At 48.5% G+C, this 17,125-nt stretch carries 16 protein-coding genes; 14 read left to right on the top strand and 2 right to left on the bottom strand.

What is annotated here, in order from left to right:
- Positions 1–232 precede the first annotated feature (232 nt).
- The 8 genes from M1D71_RS27510 to M1D71_RS27475 all read left to right on the top strand — a co-directional run bounded on the left by M1D71_RS27510 (position 233) and on the right by M1D71_RS27475 (position 8,932).
- Positions 233–577, top strand: a complete 345-nt coding sequence (locus tag M1D71_RS27510) for a Na-translocating system protein MpsC family protein (RefSeq protein WP_017691786.1) — start codon at positions 233–235, stop codon at positions 575–577.
- Positions 578–1,043: 466 nt separating this feature from the next.
- Positions 1,044–2,114, top strand: a complete 1,071-nt coding sequence (locus tag M1D71_RS27505) for an ABC transporter substrate-binding protein (protein WP_458127366.1) — start codon at positions 1,044–1,046, stop codon at positions 2,112–2,114.
- A 100-nt stretch (positions 2,115–2,214) separates the two neighbouring features.
- On the top strand, positions 2,215–3,153 hold the full coding sequence (locus M1D71_RS27500; RefSeq protein WP_458124453.1) for a nucleoside hydrolase: 939 nt from the start codon (positions 2,215–2,217) through the stop codon (positions 3,151–3,153).
- A gap of 198 nt (positions 3,154–3,351) precedes the next feature.
- Complete coding sequence (locus M1D71_RS27495) at positions 3,352–4,173, top strand: ABC transporter permease (RefSeq protein WP_036612869.1); 822 nt, start codon at positions 3,352–3,354, stop codon at positions 4,171–4,173.
- Between the two features lie 4 nt (positions 4,174–4,177).
- Positions 4,178–4,969, top strand: coding sequence for an ABC transporter permease (locus M1D71_RS27490; RefSeq protein WP_458124452.1), 792 nt, complete (start codon positions 4,178–4,180; stop codon positions 4,967–4,969).
- 18 nt (positions 4,970–4,987) lie between these two features.
- Positions 4,988–6,046: an ABC transporter ATP-binding protein gene (locus tag M1D71_RS27485; RefSeq protein WP_458124451.1), complete on the top strand. Its 1,059-nt coding sequence runs from the start codon at positions 4,988–4,990 to the stop codon at positions 6,044–6,046.
- A gap of 175 nt (positions 6,047–6,221) precedes the next feature.
- Positions 6,222–7,964: an adenine deaminase gene (locus tag M1D71_RS27480; protein ID WP_458124450.1), complete on the top strand. Its 1,743-nt coding sequence runs from the start codon at positions 6,222–6,224 to the stop codon at positions 7,962–7,964.
- A 230-nt stretch (positions 7,965–8,194) separates the two neighbouring features.
- Entirely contained in the window at positions 8,195–8,932 is a 738-nt protein-coding gene (locus tag M1D71_RS27475; RefSeq protein WP_458124449.1) for an HAD family hydrolase, read from the top strand.
- 69 nt (positions 8,933–9,001) lie between these two features.
- Here the strand turns inward: M1D71_RS27475 and M1D71_RS27470 are convergent, their stop codons facing one another.
- Positions 9,002–9,352 (bottom strand): cupin, encoded by a 351-nt coding sequence (locus tag M1D71_RS27470; protein ID WP_458124448.1) that lies wholly within the window; start codon positions 9,350–9,352, stop codon positions 9,002–9,004.
- Positions 9,353–9,711: 359 nt separating this feature from the next.
- Here M1D71_RS27470 and M1D71_RS27465 point away from each other — a divergent pair, with 359 nt between their 5' ends.
- The gene (locus tag M1D71_RS27465; protein WP_458124447.1) at positions 9,712–10,191 is read left to right on the top strand and encodes a Dps family protein; all 480 of its coding nucleotides are present in this window, start codon (positions 9,712–9,714) and stop codon (positions 10,189–10,191) included.
- A gap of 127 nt (positions 10,192–10,318) precedes the next feature.
- Positions 10,319–11,530, top strand: a complete 1,212-nt coding sequence (locus tag M1D71_RS27460; protein ID WP_458124446.1) for a nitric oxide synthase oxygenase — start codon at positions 10,319–10,321, stop codon at positions 11,528–11,530.
- Between the two features lie 47 nt (positions 11,531–11,577).
- Here M1D71_RS27460 and M1D71_RS27455 read toward each other — a convergent pair whose 3' ends face one another.
- Entirely contained in the window at positions 11,578–12,861 is a 1,284-nt protein-coding gene (locus M1D71_RS27455) for an MFS transporter (protein ID WP_458124445.1), read from the bottom strand.
- A 254-nt stretch (positions 12,862–13,115) separates the two neighbouring features.
- On the opposite strand from M1D71_RS27455, the gene M1D71_RS27450 reads away from it, so the two are divergent.
- The 4 genes from M1D71_RS27450 to M1D71_RS27435 are packed head-to-tail and all read left to right on the top strand — an operon-like array spanning position 13,116 to position 16,902.
- Positions 13,116–14,225: an ABC transporter ATP-binding protein gene (locus M1D71_RS27450; protein WP_458124444.1), complete on the top strand. Its 1,110-nt coding sequence runs from the start codon at positions 13,116–13,118 to the stop codon at positions 14,223–14,225.
- Positions 14,215–15,048: an ABC transporter permease gene (locus tag M1D71_RS27445; RefSeq protein ID WP_017691799.1), complete on the top strand. Its 834-nt coding sequence runs from the start codon at positions 14,215–14,217 to the stop codon at positions 15,046–15,048. The genes M1D71_RS27450 and M1D71_RS27445 overlap by 11 nt, the downstream gene beginning before the upstream one ends.
- Positions 15,023–15,832, top strand: a complete 810-nt coding sequence (locus tag M1D71_RS27440; protein ID WP_062836831.1) for an ABC transporter permease — start codon at positions 15,023–15,025, stop codon at positions 15,830–15,832. The genes M1D71_RS27445 and M1D71_RS27440 overlap by 26 nt, the downstream gene beginning before the upstream one ends.
- A complete protein-coding gene (locus M1D71_RS27435; RefSeq protein ID WP_458124443.1) occupies positions 15,829–16,902 on the top strand; it encodes an ABC transporter substrate-binding protein in 1,074 nt (357 codons plus the stop codon). Before M1D71_RS27440 ends, M1D71_RS27435 begins: the two co-directional genes overlap by 4 nt.
- The last annotated feature ends 223 nt before the right edge of the window (positions 16,903–17,125 follow it).

Genomic DNA, 17,125 nt, shown 5'->3' with positions numbered 1-17,125 from the left:
TAAAATGGAGTTTAGAAGTAACAATAGTATAGAACTGACATGCAGGCATATTAATGTTAATTTCACTATGGTATAAGATGAATTGTTTTCGGCAGTTATTGTCTCATCGTTCGCTTTTATGTGTTATTATCATGTTAACTATATCTTTTGGGTTGCCTATGATCGCATATTTATGTATAATCAATCGTGTTAACACGTCGAATGTACGGTAGTAAGAGATGTGGGTGAGTTCATGGAACTACTGGACAGCAATGAGAGCAAGAAGAAGATGTGCCAGTATTATAACGAAATTTCGAAGGAACTGTTCGGATTTGGCACCACTCTCCTGAGAGTGACCATTGACCAGAATATTGTTACCTTCTACGCGAAGCACCGACGTTCACCGCGCTCTGACGCCCTGGAAGGGGAGGCCCCCGGCTTAAAGCTGGAAGTGGACTTCCGCATGTCTGTCTTATATAAGAAGAAATTCCGGGAGAAGCTCGAGCAACACATGGGTTTGCCAATTGAAGCTATATTGCGGGATTATGATGCGTCCACTCAGTGGGCGATCACGAATGTGATTCTGGAGCAGGCCTAGGATGAATCGGCAGGATTGATTCTTGTTGATGCTTACGGGGGTTGTTGACTGGATTCATAATCAGCTTCCGTACAATTTCATACGATGGCGTCTGTCTTTGGATTGATTCTGAAGCAGAAACCGATGATGTACCGGCAGCGGGTGTCGCTTTCCTTTGTTTACGAAGAAAAGTGTTCTTGTTTATACAAGAGCGCTTTTCTTTTTGTTTTTTAAGTCGAACTATACACAATCAACTAACGTAATTTACACGGGCACTCGATGACAGAACAACCTTCCGATCGCTGTTATCCCCAGATTTTTTGATCCTTTAATAAAGGTGAAATCCGGTGATAAAGGCGCACGCTTCGCTTCTTCAGGTTATTTCTGTCCTCTCCGTTATGTGTAAATGCTTAGCAGAGCATGTACGCTAGTTCAACTTAATGGTTGGGTTGTAAAATCACACATATCAGGGGGAATAAGGATCATGATGAAAAAGTGGATTAGCGGTTTGGCAGCAGTGGCAATGACATCGGTATTACTTGCAGGTTGTGGCAGCAGCACAGAGGATGCAACAGGCGGATCAGGCAGTGGGGGAACAGCGGCTAACAAATTGGTTATCTCCACTTGGGGCTTCTCGGAAGATTTCTTCAATGAATCGGTATTTGGTCCCTTTGAAAAAGAACATAATGTAGACATCGTGCTCGAAGTCGGCAATAACGCTGAGCGTTTGAACAAAATCCGCCAAGGTACATCGAACGTCGATGTCATCTACCTGTCTGACTACTATGCACAACAAGGTATCGATGAAGGTCTGTTTGAGAAAATCGATCGTTCCAAAATTCCAAATGTAAATGACATTTATGATATTCCCAAAGCACCACTTGGTGATGATTATGGCCCGGCCTACACGGTTGGACAGCTCGGTATCGCCTATAACCCGGACCTCGTTTCCAAAGAAGTGACTTCATGGAGTGACCTGTGGGACCCGGCGTTCGAGGGTAACCTGACCATCCCGAATATTACGGCAACGGCAGGCCCAATGGTTGTGGATGCAGCTTCCCGTGTAGCCGGAAACGATACGTTTAATGAAGATGCGGCATTTGCTGAACTGAAAAAACTGAGCGGCAATGTGGTGAAATTCTACAGCCAAACGTCCGAATTCGTGAATATGTTCTCCCAAGAAGAGATTGCAGGCGGACCGATCATGGAAATGTATTTCAAAGATCTGAAAGCTGCCGTGCCTAATGCAAAGTTTGTTACACCTAGCGAAGGTGCATATGCCGTGATGAACACAATCAATGTCGTGAAGGGTAGCAAAAACAAAGAGCTTGCTGAAGAGTTCATCAATTGGCAGCTCAGCCAGGATGTACAAGCGAAATCTGCTAAAGCCAAAGTCGATTCCCCGGTAAACACGAAGGTTGAACTGACTGCTGAAGAAGCAGAAGGCGTAACATACGGCGCTGAAGTGGTTGAGAAGCTGAACAAGCTTGATATGGAATTCGTGAATCAACAAGTTAAAGGCTGGACAGATCGCTGGAACCGTGAGATTGCACAATAAAACAATTAACCGACTGACTTAAAAGTTATCTTTGGTCAACATGTTGAACTTATATCATTTGCAGCAAGCAACCATAACACCGCATAGGAGTTGAGAACGGATGAGTGAAGCGCAGAATCGCATCATTCTGGACGTGGACACGGGGATTGACGATGCACTGGCAATTTTGCTGGCCGTCAAAAGCCGGAAGTTGGACATTCTCGGTATCACCACAGTCTGTGGGAACGTATCACTCCAGCAGGCAACAGAGAATACATGCAAAATTCTTGAACTCGCAGGTGCACCAGCCATTCCGGTGATTGCCGGAGCATCTGGCCCCCTCACTCGCAAGTCGCATTATGAACACCGGGTACATGGACAGGATGGATTGGGCGGTGCGCTGCCTGATCCGGCGGTGTCCAAGCAAGCTGAGGAAGGTTTTGCGCCTGACTTTATCGTGGAACAAGCCAAGCGATATCCAGGCGAACTGACATTGATCATGACCGCACCCTTAACGAATCTGGCACTCGCGCTGATGAAGTGCCCTGAACTGCCTTCTTTATTGAAGGAAGTCATCTTCATGGGTGGTGTTGTTCGCGGACATGGCAATATTACACCGACAGCCGAGTACAACACCTACGCTGATCCGGAAGCGGCTCGTATCGTATTGCACGCAGGTATCGAGAAGCTTACTCAAGTCGGACTGGATGTGACGCGTCAAACATTGCTGAATGAAGCAACGATTGAGCGTCTCACAGATCCTGTACTTCGTGCGTACGTCGCTCAAAGCACCGAGATTTATATCAACCGTTATGAACAAATGAACGGCGTTCGCGCTTGCGCGTTGCATGATCCACTAGCTGTGGGTGTAGCCCTTGCCCCAGAACTGGTAGGACGCAAATCGTATTACGTCGATGTCGAAACCGCCAGCCGCCTGTGCGATGGCCAGATGGTATGTGATTTCCAAAACCGTTTGGGCGAGCAACCCAACACGCTCGTCTGCGAAACCGTAGATGCAGAAAGCTTCCTTGAACTGTTTGTCAACGCGTTAAACGCGTAGCTGCTCTGCCCAATAAGATATTTATAAGATTGCGGAGAGTGCAGAACCGATCTGCGAAGCGTTCCCCTTTATCCCCCGATTTTCACCTATGAAAATGAATCAAAAAAGTCGGGAGATAACAGGGATCGAAGGACGGTACTGCAGTCGGAGTACTCAAGTATCAATCTCGAATTAAATTTACAAGTCAGGAGTATCGCGATGAAGAAATCAGTAATCTACTGGCTATTGCTGCCGGGATTCGTGTTTTTGGCGGCATTTATGATCATTCCGATTGTCCTGACGATCGGGTCGACGTTTTTCCAAGAAAACTCCTTCACGTTTGAAGGATACATGCATTTTTTCAGAGACCCATACTTTTTGAAAATATTGCTTACGACGCTGCAAGTCAGCGTGGTCACCACCATCGTCTGTGTGGTGCTCGGATTCCCGACAGCTTATTATATCTCGCAGAAAGCACCGCGCCGCAAAGGCATTTTGCTGGCACTGGCGATCTTCCCGCTGCTGACGAGCCCGGTCGTGCGCTCCTTTAGCTGGATGATTATCCTTGGACGCAAAGGGCTGATCAATAACACCCTTGTTGGTCTGGGCATCGTGGACAAGCCGCTGGATATTCTGTACACACCGGCAGCGATGATGATCGGTCTGACGCACCTGTTCCTGCCACTGATGATTATCTCTTTGGTGGGTGTGCTTGAGAACATTGACGGTGACCTGCTCAAAGCAGCACAAAGTCTGGGCGCATCGCGCATTACGGCATTCCGCCGAGTCGTGTTCCCACTGGCTGTGCCAGGACTTGTGATCGGAGCCGTGCTTGTCTTTGTCGGAAGCCTGACGGCGTATACCACACCTGCCCTCCTTGGAGGAAAACAGCGTGTAATTGCTACGTTCCTGTATCAGAACGCCATGACCCTCAACGACTGGTATCTGGCCTCGGTTGTTGCCGCGATTATGATTGTGATTACATTTGTCGTGGTCGGTGTCATGAACAAAATGGCCAAAACTTTAAATCCGAAGGGGTAGACATATGCGGGAGAAACATATCGGGCTGGGCCTGTTCAGTCTGCTGGTCTTTATCTTTCTGCTGGGCCCGCTTCTGATCATATCGGTCACTTCGTTTGAACCGGGAACGGTACTCAAATTTCCGCCGGAAGGGTTCTCCTTCCGCTGGTATGAGAATATTTTCAACACAGGCGGATTCCTCCGCACGTTCCAGACGTCCATCCTCATTTCCCTGCTGGGGAACCTGTTGGCGCTGGTGCTCGGAGTTCCGGCTGCGTATGCACTCAGTCGTTACGATTTCAAAGGCAAGTCTGTGCTGAACGCACTGTTCCTGTCCCCGGTACTGATCCCGGGAATCGTGCTTGGTTTTACATTGATGAAATACCTGATCGTAATCTACCATCTTCCGATGTATCTTGGACTATTGATCGGTCATACGATTATCATGCTTCCATTTATCATTCGGGTTATTGCGTCGAGTCTGTCGAGCTTTGACTTTGCAGTGGAAGAAGCTGCGCTGAGTCTCGGAGCGGGACGCGTAAGAACGTTCTTCACGATCGTGCTACCTAACATTCGTTCCGGTATTCTGGCGGCGGTGCTGATTGCCTTCCTGGAGTCCTTCAACAACGTGGATATCTCGGTATTCATGACCGGACCAGGGGTAAGCACATTACCGATTCAGATGCTGACGTATGTCGAGAATTATTTTGACCCAACAATTGCAGCGATTTCCGTGCTGTTGATGGTACTGACCGGACTCTTAATGTTCGTGATCGAACGGATCATGGGCGGATTTTCATACTTTACTAAACGTTAATTGGAGGCGCAGAACGCTATGGCATTGCTGACATTAGACCACGTATCCGTGGCATACGATAAGCAGACAATCCTGAAGGATTTTCAGTTGGATCTGGAAAAAGGTAAGCTGCTCTCCCTGCTCGGACCGAGCGGTTGCGGCAAAACAACTACGCTGCGCCTCATCGCCGGATTCCTGGAAGCATCGCAGGGCAAGTTTATGTTCGGCGGCAAGGATTATACGAAGGTTCCGGCGAACAAGCGGAACTTCGGATTTGTATTTCAGAGTTATGCGTTATTCCCGCATCTGTCTGTCTATGACAACGTGGCCTTTGGCCTGCGGATGCGCAAGGTGAAAGACAAGGATATCTCTTCCCGTGTGATGCGAATCCTTGAAGTCGTTAACCTGAATGGATTTGAGAAACGTTTTCCACAAGAACTGTCCGGTGGACAGCGTCAACGTGTGGCGATTGCCCGGGCATTGGTGATTGAGCCTGACTTGCTCTTGTTCGACGAACCACTCAGTAACCTGGATGCTAACCTGCGACTCAACATGCGGGTGGAGATTCGCCGGATTCAGCAAGAGCTGGGCATTACAACGCTGTATGTCTCTCATGACCAGGAAGAGTGCTTCTCCATCTCGGATCAGGTCGCGATTATGAACAAAGGTGTAGTCGAGCAGCTCGACCGCCCGGAAACCATTTTCAAATATCCCGCAACGGAATTTGTAGCACGATTCATCGGGTTCCATAACTTCATTGAATTTGCAGAGCGTAGTGATGCTGGTGAAGTGATTACCCTGAGCGCAGGTGGACGTACGTTTACAGCAACAGCACATCCCGGAACAGCACGTCCCGGTGCACGCAAAGGTGCGATTCGCCCGGATGATCTGATGGTTAGTGGAGATACTTCTGCGGATGTGGTGAACGCCTTGCCGGGGATTATCAAAGTCAGCACGTATCTGGGACGCAGTTATCAGTATGTAATCGAGACGGAACTGGGTGACTTTACAGCAAATCAGGAGATGGAAACGCCGTACCTTAGTGGGCAGCGTGTCAGCTTGATTTTCCCACAGGACAAGCTTGTACTGGTAGAGTAGTCGTGAATGTAGGGAGTAGCTTTAAGAAATAAGAGCAGCAAAGAAGGTGTTTCATGCGATGATTCCGGACGAGGCAGTGGTACGCAATCAAGTGCAGTGCATCAGATTAAAGTGCAGTTTCATTGTCCAGTCCGGATCGCGGTGAAATGCTTGTGAAAGAAGGAGATTATGCCCCATGCGTGCAGATCAACTCATTGTGAATGTACATGTGTATAACAGTTATTATAAACGGTTTGAAATGAACAACGTTGCTGTACTCGACGGCAGATTCATGTATGTTGGACCCGGCGGACCAGAGATGATTCAGGCAGATGAAGTCATTGATGCGCGGGGAAGATACATGATTCCTGGCTTGATCGATATTCATCTGCATATCGAAAGTACGATGGTGACACCGGAAACCTTTTCCCATGGTCTGATTGGCTGCGGGGTAACATCCATTGTAGCGGAACCGCATGAGATGGCGAATGTATTCGGGCTGGAGGGTGTGCAGGAGATGATGGCTGCGAGTCGGGAGACGACGGTGGACATGTTCTATGCGATCCCAAGTTCCGTTCCGGCAACCCCGATGGAGACAACAGGTGGTTCAATTGAGATCGAAGACATGGACGTGCTGCTCGCCACTGGCGAGATCATCTGTCTGGGCGAGATCATGAACTATGTCGATGTCATCCGTGATCCGGATTGCAAGACGAACCAGATTTTACAGCATATCCGCGAAAACTATCCCGATCTGGTGATCGAAGGTCATACACCGAAACTGCTTGGACTCGATCTGCATCGACTGATCTACGCAGGTATTGATTCCGACCATACCCATCAGAGCATTGAGGGATTGAAGGCGCGGATTGCGGCAGGCATGTTTATTGAAATCCAAGAGAAATCAATGACCCCGGAAGTCATGGAGTACCTGATTCAACATGATGTGGCGCAGCATTTCTGCTTCGTGACGGATGATGTGATGCCAGATTCACTGGTGGAGCGTGGTCATCTGGATCATATCGTACGCAAGGCAATTCAGATGGGGATGCGCCCGGAAGATGCGATCTACGCAGCAACATCTACCCCTGCACTCCGTATGAAAATGACCGACCGTGGCAGCATCGCGCCAGGCAAAGTGGCGGATTACGTGTTACTGTCCAACCTGGGGAAACTGTCGATTGATCAGGTGTATAAAAAAGGCCGCAAAGCTTATGACGACTACGAACCGTATAAGCAGGAACGGAGCACAGGACAGTTCCCGCCTCACTTCTATAAGAGTGTGCAGTTGGAGAAGCTAGGTGTAGCGGATTTTGCAATTCAGTTGTCAGACCCGAAAGTCAGTGGATCAGATGTTGATCTCGCTGGTGAAGGGGAGTACCAATGCCGTGTCATGATGGTGAAGGATGGTTCTACTTTTGTAGAAGAGCATATTGCATCAATTCAGTCTTCGGATGGCGAATTGCAGTGGGAAGACAGCGGATATGCCCAGATCGCGACCTTTGAACGTTATGGCGTGAACGGCAATCGAGCACATGGTCTGATTGGTGGAGACACCATCAAACGTGGTGCTATTGCTACGACATACTCGCATGACAATCACAACCTGCTGGTTGTAGGACGTAACCGTGAAGATATGATACTGGCAGCTAACACGGTGATTTCGAGCCAAGGTGGATTCTGTGTGGTGGAAGACGGCAAGGTGCTGTCCCATCTGGAACTTCCCGTAGGTGGCATTTTGACGGAAGAACCGCTTGCAGTGGTGTCCCATCAAGTGAAGGAGCTGAGAGCAGCGATGTTGTCTCTTGGGTACGTGCATTACAATCCGATCATGTCGATCAGCACGCACTCCCTTGCGGTAAGTCCGGCGCTGAAAATTACGGACCATGGCCTGATTGATGTGAATGCAGGTAAGGTTGTATCCTTGATTGTAGAATAGAGTTTATTAAAAAAAGAGCGTCACCCCATTTCATGACCATGAGTTGTGAAATGGGGTGTTTTTTTATGTATAAGAATGACTGTTCAATGCTTCTTTGCCAGACAGAGGTCTTTGGCTATGGTTTAACCTAGAGAGGGCTGCAAGAAATCCTCTTTTGGACGGGACAAAAGAATACATATATAGTAAGAAGAGAATGTTTGGACGCAAAAGCAGGAGGATAGACAACCATTATGAATGAAAAAAATAATGCTAAAACCATATTTTTCGATGTAGATGATACCTTATACGATCACCTGCAGCCGCTTCGTGGCGCATTGCAGGACGTTCTCGGCCTGCCGGAAGATTTCCCTTATGATGAGGCCTATCATCGTTTTCGTTATTATAGTGACTGGCTGTCTGCTCAAGAAGATCTGTCCGCTGTACCAGAACCGGATGCAGTAGAGCGAATGCGTCGTCGGAGATTTGAGCTGACGATGGAGGAGTTTGGAATCCCTCTACAACAGGGACAAGCTGAAGAGCTACAAGCGCAGTATTTGAGCAGACAATTTGAGATTGTACCTTTTGAAGGAGCATATGAGCTAATCAAAAGGCTTCAGGCAGAAGGCCATACCGTCGGTCTAATCACCAATGGAGAAGGGCAGCATCAGCGGCGCAAGCTTGAAGCACTGGATGTGCTTAGTCTCGTGGACGAGCATCTGATCTTCATCTCCGGTACGACTGGGTATGCCAAGCCGGATCGGAGGTTGTTCGAATATGTGAGTAAGCAGACCGGGACAGAAGCTCGTTCCAGCTATTACATTGGAGACTCGTGGCGTAATGATGTGGTAGGTGCAGTTGATGCGGGGTGGACAATTATCTGGTTCAACCATCGGGAGGCATTGCCGGAGTCCGATCATCAGCCCCATTTTGTAGCACGGAGCTATGAGGAAATCAGTTCTATTCTGACTTTTGAACCCGTCCGAGTTTAAGGAGATTTATGTCTAAAGGAGCAGTTCTGCTACCAGCTTGGTGCAGGTCTGCTCTTTATATTATACCTTCTATAAAGGCATCAATGATGAGGTGTCTAACTCTTCGCTTTCAATTACAATTGCCATTAGTCCAGTTTCTGTTTTAGTTTCATGCCATTCATGTTTATCCCAGAGAACCGCTTCAGCACAATGAATTTTGATGTATTCATTTGTTTCACCTCTAACCCAACCCTCTCCGTTTACGATTAAAAGGAGTTGAGGAACCACAGCTTGGTGATAGCCTATTTCTCCATCCTTATCCAAGTGCATGCATCCTATATGAGCTTCTTTATGGGTCTGCGTGATACGTGACATTACGAAATTAGATTCGAATTTGGTAATCCTCTTACCTGACTCTTGCTTAAATTGAAATATCCTCATGTTTACCTCCGCAATAGTGACAAATTTAACTTCCTACAACGGTAACTGTCCTTATGATGGGTATCATCCTATTCCATAAAAATGATGGAAACCCAATCAGATGAGTTTATCATAGCTCTAATAGGTTGGGAACAATTTGCTTACAATCATCACTTTTCTTATTGCCTGTACCAATGTTTCTATGAAGCTGTGCTTCATGAAATATTCATTTGAAAGAGTAGTTCAGAGCCTTCCCAAACCGTATATGCGGTGTTATAATTAAAACAGGATTTAGATTAAGTCTAAATTAAAAGAAACGAATTAAAGCAGTCCATCCTAAATTTCAAAACCATTTTTATATTCGAGAGGGGATAAATTCCATGAGCACAATCCAAACTAGAAACAACACTTTTGCTAACAACGCCACAGCACTTCAAGAGGTTCTGAACCGTCAGATCGCAGGTTGGTCCGTAATGTACACGAAACTGCATCACTTCCACTGGTATGTTCAAGGACCTCATTTCTTCACACTGCACGCCAAATTCGAAGAACTGTACAACCTGGCTACAGCGAATATGGATGAAGTTGCTGAACGCTTGCTTGCTATTGGTGGACGTCCGGTAGCAACCATGACTGAACAACTGCGTCTGTCTCCGATTGAAGAGGCGCAAGGCCAGTTGTCTGCTGAGCGTATGGTAGAGTCGGTGGTTACTGATCTGCTTACGATGGTGGAGGTGATTCGTCAAGGCATTCACGAAGCAGGAGAAGCGGAAGATAACGCAACGGAAGATATGCTGATTGGATTCACCGCTGCGCTGGATAAAGAGGTCTGGATGTTAAACGCATTTCTGGGCAAATAAACAAAGTCACCCTACATCCTGACAACGATATGTAGAGTCCGTGAACAAAGTGTCCGTTCGCTTACAAATCCGGTGTGCTTGCCGTATAATGATGGCATCCAAGAAGTACAGAATGGTGGAGTGAACAATGCGGTCAGACCTGGAACAATTGCAGGAAGAAGCTGAACGGTTTATATATACATGTTACGAAGAGCTGGGCTATTCGCGTGAAGACGCGCAGGCCCGGCTTGCTGTCGTTATGAGCGAGATTCAGGAAACAGATACTTATGTACACACCACAGAGGAATTGGAGCAGGGTTGTAAAATGGCATGGCGGAACAGCAACCGCTGCATCGGACGGCTGTTCTGGGACAAGCTGCGGATCGTGGACGCACGTCATGCCGATACAGCAGGAACGGCAGCGGATGCTGTGCTGAACCACATCTCTGTAGCTTCTAACGGAGGTAAAGTCATTCCGATGATCACCATCCTTCCACCGGATGGGCCGAGTGGAGCTCCCGTACGGCTCTGGAATCATCAGCTCATCCGTTATGCAGGATATGAGACAGAGCAAGGCATTATTGGAGATCCTGCTTCCGTGGAGCTGACCAAGGCTGCCATGTCCCTTGGCTGGCAAGGAGCAGGTGGCTCCTATGATGTATTACCACTCATTATTCAGGCAAGAGGACAAGAACCCGAGTGGTACGCTGTTCCCGAGGAAGAGATTGTGGAAGTAACTATTGAACACCCCGAGCGAGCGGAGATTGCCGAGCTGGGCATGCGCTGGTATGGTGTGCCGATGATTGCTGATATGCGACTGGAGATTGGCGGTTTATCTTACCCGGCAGCGCCGTTTAACGGTTGGTATATGGGAACAGAGATCGGCGCCCGTAATCTGGCTGATACGTTCCGGTATAACAAACTACCTGCGGTGGCGGCAGCGCTTGGACTCAATACGTCGAGTGAAACGACGCTGTGGAAGGATCGGGCGTTGGTGGAACTGAATGTGGCTGTGCTGTATTCGTTCAAAAAAGCAGGCGTGAGCATTGTGGATCACCACACGGCAGCAGCGCAATTTGCTATGTTTGAACAGCGAGAAGAGAAGGCTGGACGTGAGCTGACCGGGGATTGGGTGTGGCTAATTCCGCCAGTGTCCCCGGCGACGACACATATTTTCCACAGCTCCTATCGTAATGAGATCGTGAAGCCGAACTTTTTCCGTCAAGATCAGGCGTATACCCTGAAAGATGGCGTGGCATCTGCCGCAGAGCCGCGAAGCAGCGAGCAGCAGAATGCACAAGTGGAGAATCACCAGCCTCAGGCCGGGGATGCATCAATGAAATGCCCGTTTGCACACTGAGTAGTGCAGGCGGGTTATTTTTTGCGATTATTTTTTCCAAAGAAGGACTACCCCTCTTTCAATCGATACCGACTGCGCATCGCGGCCTGAACTACAATGGCAGCAGCAATCAGCACCAGATTGAACACAAACACGGAGTACAGCGACCCAATCTCCATCAGTAGTGCTGCCACCAATGGAGACACAATGGAGCCGATCTCGGCCGCAGAGACGATTTTGCCTATGACAGAACTTCGACTCTCGTCCGGGATGTGATCACCAATATGAGCAAAGAATGAATCCATGTAACAGGCCCCTCCGACCCCGCCAATCAGCATACCAACGTAGACCCACAGATAGGAGGACGTGCTTAGAAATACAACGACTTCAATTCCAATCAGGAACATGCCAAGCATGCAGAGCAACAGGCGATCGCCCATCCGGTCAGAGAGATAACCAACAAAGGGAGCAGCGGCAAGCGTAGAGATCCCGGAGACGGTGAAGGCGAGACTGGTTGCAAAGGGGTTCCAGTGCATGATGTGAGCTGCATACAGTGCGAAATAGGTGAGGAATACCGCATAGGCACTCATCTCCAGAAAATGCACCGTACCGTAGCCAATTAGCTGTTGCCGCCGGGTAAGCCTTGTAATTGGGCCAGAAGATGTTGTTGAAGGGAAAGGAGGGGCAGTCGTTGCAGCATGAGGGTGGGAGTTGACCAGGGGTTCTTGTTTCGGGGTAGCTGTAGCTTCTTCTGATAAATGATCATTCAACGTATTCCCAGAATTCTGATCAAGTCTAACTTGTGCCGTCGTCTTCATCCCCATCGCAGCGACCACGGCCATTAGACAACATAAGGTAACGAGCAAAAAAGGCACCGACAAGGGCCAATGCAATGCAAGCCAGCCACTAATGACTGGGCCAAGTACCATACCGCCACCCTCACTGCTGCTGATATATCCATTGTACAGTCCGCGGTTGTCTACACTGCCCCCATCCCCGATGATGGAACGCACGACCACGGTAAGGCCGGTGGAAGCAAGCCCCTGCAGCAGTCGGAGCAGGCCGAATAACACCGCAGCAGTAGACAGCGCGAAGCCACCCATACAGACAGCGAGCAGTAACAGCATGAGGATGAGAGCTTTTTTACCACCTAGTTTCTTATACATGGCCGCTGCAGGAATGCCACCAATCACTTTCCCGACATAAAAAAGTGCAAAAATAACCCCCATCATCCAGCCAGACAGGCCGAACTCCTCAATAAACAAAGGAAACAGGGGCAGGATCATGAAACCGCCCATCTGACTTAGGAAACAAACAGTCATCAGCAAAGGCAGGTTACGACGAATATCCAAGAGCCAAGACTCCCCTCACCATAAAATGGAATCCCAAACATGATTCATTTTCCAAAGGAATGCGTAGATATCGACATATACCCGTAATGTATGCAGGATTTTTGAAAATAAGAAGAAATGACACGTGGCGTTTACATCAAAACCATTGCGGATATACCTGAATCATATATAATAGATGGGTTATCAATAAGGATACATGAACGAAAGTGTACAGACTTAAGATGTACCTCAAGTATAAGGGGGGCGATGTGAGCATGTCAGAACAACAACCGATTATCCGCTTTGAAGGGGTGACCCAGCAATATGATCAGGATGAAGCCGTATTGAAGGCGGTCAGCTTTGAGATTGAGCGGGGTAAATTTTATACGCTTCTTGGCCCGTCAGGGTGCGGGAAAACAACCATATTGCGGCTGATTGCCGGCTTTGCGGAGCCGACACAGGGCAGTATTTATTTTAACGGTGCGCTCATCAACCGAGTGCCTGCCCACCAGCGGCAGGTGAATACTGTATTTCAGGATTATGCGTTATTTCCACATTTGAATGTATTTGAGAACGTGGCTTTTGGTTTGCGGATCAAAAAGATGAAAACAGCTGAAATTCGCAGCAAAGTGTTGGAAGCCCTCAAATTCGTCAATCTTTCCGGTTATGAAAACCGTGAAATTGGCGAAATGTCCGGCGGACAACGACAACGTGTTGCGATTGCACGTGCGATTGTGAACGAACCTGAAATTCTTCTACTGGACGAGCCTTTGTCAGCACTCGATCTTAAGCTGCGGACCGAAATGCAGTACGAGCTGCGGGAGCTGCAACAGCGATTGGGCATCACGTTTATCTTTGTTACTCATGATCAGGAAGAGGCTCTGGCGATGTCCGACGAGATCTTTGTCCTCAATGGTGGCGTGATTCAACAGAGCGGTACACCGAATGATATCTATGATGAGCCGATTAACCGCTTTGTGGCGGACTTTATCGGGGAATCGAACATTGTATCAGGCAAAATGAAGCAGGACTTTGTGGTGGAATTCGCTGGTGCACAGCACGAGTGTGTCGATCAGGGTCTCCAACCGGACGAGCCGGTAGAGATTGTTATTCGCCCAGAGGATCTGGAAATTACAATTGAAGACCAGGGCAAGCTCAAGGTCAATGTGGATTCCCAGTTATTCCGCGGGGTGCATTACGAGATATCCACGTACGACGATGCGGGCAATGAGTGGCTTGTTCATTCAACCAAGAAAGCCGTTGTAGGCGCGCGGATTGGACTGTATTTTGACCCGGAAGCGGTACACGTCATGCGCTTTAACGAGACCGAGGAAGAGTTCGACAAACGTCTCGAAGCCTACCAAGAGGCCGCTCATGCAGACTAAGGCCAGCACACGCAATGCGTATCTGATTCCATATGTATTATGGATGGTGTTGTTCGTTGTGGCGCCGGTTCTGCTGGTCATCTATTATTCGTTCTTCGACGTCGAAGGCAACTTCACGTTTGGCAACTACGCCCGGTTCTTCACACCTGTGTACTTGCAGATGACGCTCAGTTCGTTCTGGTATGCATTTCTGATTACGGCCTTCTCGCTGTTAATCTCCTACCCGACGGCGTATATGCTGACCCGGACGAAGCACAAGCAGCTATGGTTGCTGCTGATCATTCTGCCAAGCTGGATCAATCTTTTGCTAAAAGCGTATGCCTTCATCGGGCTGTTCGGAACGTACGGCTTGACCAACTCTCTGCTTGAAGTAGTGGGTATTGGCACACAGCAGATCTTGTTCACCGACTTCAGCTTTATCTTTGTCTCGGTGTACATCTTCATTCCATTCATGATCCTGCCGATCTTCAATGCGCTGGAAGAGATGAATCCATCATTGATCTACGCGGCGCGGGATCTGGGGGCCTCATCGTGGCTGACATTTCGCCGGGTTATCTTTCCGCTGACGATTAGCGGTGTGAAATCAGGCTGTCAGGCTGTATTTATTCCTGCGCTGTCTCTGTTCATGATTACCCGTCTCATTGCGGGGAACCGTGTAATTACGCTGGGAACAGCGATTGAACAGCATTTTCTCGTCACCCAGGACTGGGGGATGGGCTCAACGATTGCCGTCTTTTTAATTATTGCGATGGCGATTATTATGTTCCTGACTGGATCAGGCAAGAAGGAGGTGCGTAATGGGAAGAAACGGAAAGCTGTCTAACGTCTATCTAGCCGTTGTATTCGCCATACTGTACGCACCGATTGCGTATCTGATCTTCTATTCCTTCAATAGTGGCGGCCATATGCGCAGCTTCGAAGGATTCACGCTCGAATGGTACAGAGAGGTGTTCGCCGATACTCGGCTGCTCATCATTGTGCTGAATACATTTATCATTGCGCTGCTGTCATCGGCCATCTCGACAATCCTTGGTGTAGCAGGAGCACTAGCGATCTACCATGTGCGACGCAAACGGACCAAAAATACGTTGCTGTCACTCAATAACGTGCTCATCGTTAGTCCCGATGTGATCATTGGTGCATCGTTCCTGATTCTATTCACCATGATTGGCATCAAACTGGGCTTCACTTCGGTGTTGCTGTCTCATATTGCGTTCAGTGTGCCGATTGTTGTCATAATGGTACTGCCGAAGCTACAGGAGATGAGTCCGACACTGATGGATGCGGCACGGGATCTGGGCGCTGGTTCATGGCAGATTCTGACGCGTGTAGTGCTGCCATACGTGAAACCGGGTATTTTTGCCGGATTCTTCATGGCACTGACATACTCACTTGATGATTTTGCAGTAACATTCTTCGTCACGGGTAATGGGTATTCAACACTCTCTGTAGAGATATACTCCAGAGCAAGGCAGGGCGTATCCTTGTCCATCAATGCGCTGTCTACCCTGTTGTTCCTGTTGACGGTGTTGCTGGTCGTTGGATATTACTTCATTAACCGCCGTGCAACGCGGATTCCACCTGGAGGGAAGGGGCTGCGTCCATGAAGCAACTGGTACGGACATTTGCAATTGTATTCGTGGCCGCCTTTGCCCTGATGATCCTGGCTTCGTATCTGAACAAGAGTCAGGGGTATTCTGGCGGTAACACGCTGACCATCTATAACTGGGGCGATTATATCGACCCGGATCTGCTTAAGGAGTTTGAGGACGAGACGGGCATTAAAGTGATCTATCAGACGTTTGACTCCAATGAAGCGATGCTGACCAAGATTGAGCAGGGGGGAACCACGTTTGATGTGGCGATTCCTTCCGAATATGCGATTAGCAAAATGAAAGAAGAAGACCTGCTCGTTCCACTCGAACATAGCAAATTGACCCATCTGGACAACATCGATCCTCGGTTCATGGACTTGTCCTTTGATGAAGGCAACAAGTACTCCATCCCTTATTTCTGGGGAACGGTGGGGGTGGTGTACAATCCCGAACTGGTGGGTGGATTAACGTTTGATAGCTGGAACGACCTGTGGGACCCACGTCTGAAAAACCAGATCCTGCTCCTTGACGGTGCACGTGAAGTCATTGGTATGGGTCTCAACAGTCTCGGGTATTCCCTGAACGATACCAACGAAGATCATCTGCAAGAAGCTCTGAAGAAGCTGTCTACACTGACACCGAACGTCAGAGCAATTGTTGGTGACGAGATCAAGATGTTGCTCGCGAATGAGGAAGCAGCCGTTGGGCTCGTATGGTCCGGGGATGCGTCCGAGATTATGGATGAGAACGACAAGCTGGATTACATGGTGCCGGAAGAAGGCTCTAACCTCTGGTTCGACAACATGGTTATTCCAAAAACAGCGACTAATATTGAAGGGGCACACCAGTTTATCAACTTCATGCTGGACCCGGATCATGCCGCTCGCAATGCGGAGTATGTCGGGTATTCCACCCCGAACGCCGAGGCACTTAAGCAGCTGCCAGAGGACATCTCCGAGGATGAACGCTTCTATCCGGACGAGACACTGACAGGTAAGCTTGAGGTTTACGATAATCTGGGAAAAAAAATGCTCTCGCATTATAACGACCTGTTCCTGGAGTTTAAAATGCACAGCAAATAAGAGACAACACCAGTTGCTAACGAATCCACCCTGCTTTATTAGGTAGATTCATAACATGTGTTTCGTTAGACTTGAGAAATCAAAAAGGGGTGCTGCTCGTCATTTCAATTGATGACAAGCAGCACCCCTATTTTTTTACTTACTTCAGAGCAATAGCTCAGGTCATGTTTTTTTCGTGAACACATTCACGGAGGGGACAGAACATACGAAGGAAGCGAAGCGG

The sequence above is a fragment of the Paenibacillus sp. Z3-2 genome, assembly GCF_054161325.1.
This window is presented reverse-complemented; position numbering and strand designations above follow the sequence as displayed.

Coding starts and splice junctions, on each gene's coding strand:
- M1D71_RS27435 (WP_458124443.1), top strand. CDS start 15,829: ATGAAGCAACTGGTACGGACATTTGCAATTGTATTCGTGGCCGCCTTT.
- M1D71_RS27480 (WP_458124450.1), top strand. CDS start 6,222: ATGCGTGCAGATCAACTCATTGTGAATGTACATGTGTATAACAGTTAT.
- M1D71_RS27490 (WP_458124452.1), top strand. CDS start 4,178: ATGCGGGAGAAACATATCGGGCTGGGCCTGTTCAGTCTGCTGGTCTTT.
- M1D71_RS27460 (WP_458124446.1), top strand. CDS start 10,319: ATGCGGTCAGACCTGGAACAATTGCAGGAAGAAGCTGAACGGTTTATA.
- M1D71_RS27470 (WP_458124448.1), bottom strand. CDS start 9,352: ATGAGGATATTTCAATTTAAGCAAGAGTCAGGTAAGAGGATTACCAAA.
- M1D71_RS27500 (WP_458124453.1), top strand. CDS start 2,215: ATGAGTGAAGCGCAGAATCGCATCATTCTGGACGTGGACACGGGGATT.
- M1D71_RS27440 (WP_062836831.1), top strand. CDS start 15,023: ATGGGAAGAAACGGAAAGCTGTCTAACGTCTATCTAGCCGTTGTATTC.
- M1D71_RS27445 (WP_017691799.1), top strand. CDS start 14,215: ATGCAGACTAAGGCCAGCACACGCAATGCGTATCTGATTCCATATGTA.
- M1D71_RS27450 (WP_458124444.1), top strand. CDS start 13,116: ATGTCAGAACAACAACCGATTATCCGCTTTGAAGGGGTGACCCAGCAA.
- M1D71_RS27510 (WP_017691786.1), top strand. CDS start 233: ATGGAACTACTGGACAGCAATGAGAGCAAGAAGAAGATGTGCCAGTAT.
- M1D71_RS27475 (WP_458124449.1), top strand. CDS start 8,195: ATGAATGAAAAAAATAATGCTAAAACCATATTTTTCGATGTAGATGAT.
- M1D71_RS27495 (WP_036612869.1), top strand. CDS start 3,352: ATGAAGAAATCAGTAATCTACTGGCTATTGCTGCCGGGATTCGTGTTT.
- M1D71_RS27465 (WP_458124447.1), top strand. CDS start 9,712: ATGAGCACAATCCAAACTAGAAACAACACTTTTGCTAACAACGCCACA.
- M1D71_RS27485 (WP_458124451.1), top strand. CDS start 4,988: ATGGCATTGCTGACATTAGACCACGTATCCGTGGCATACGATAAGCAG.
- M1D71_RS27505 (WP_458127366.1), top strand. CDS start 1,044: ATGAAAAAGTGGATTAGCGGTTTGGCAGCAGTGGCAATGACATCGGTA.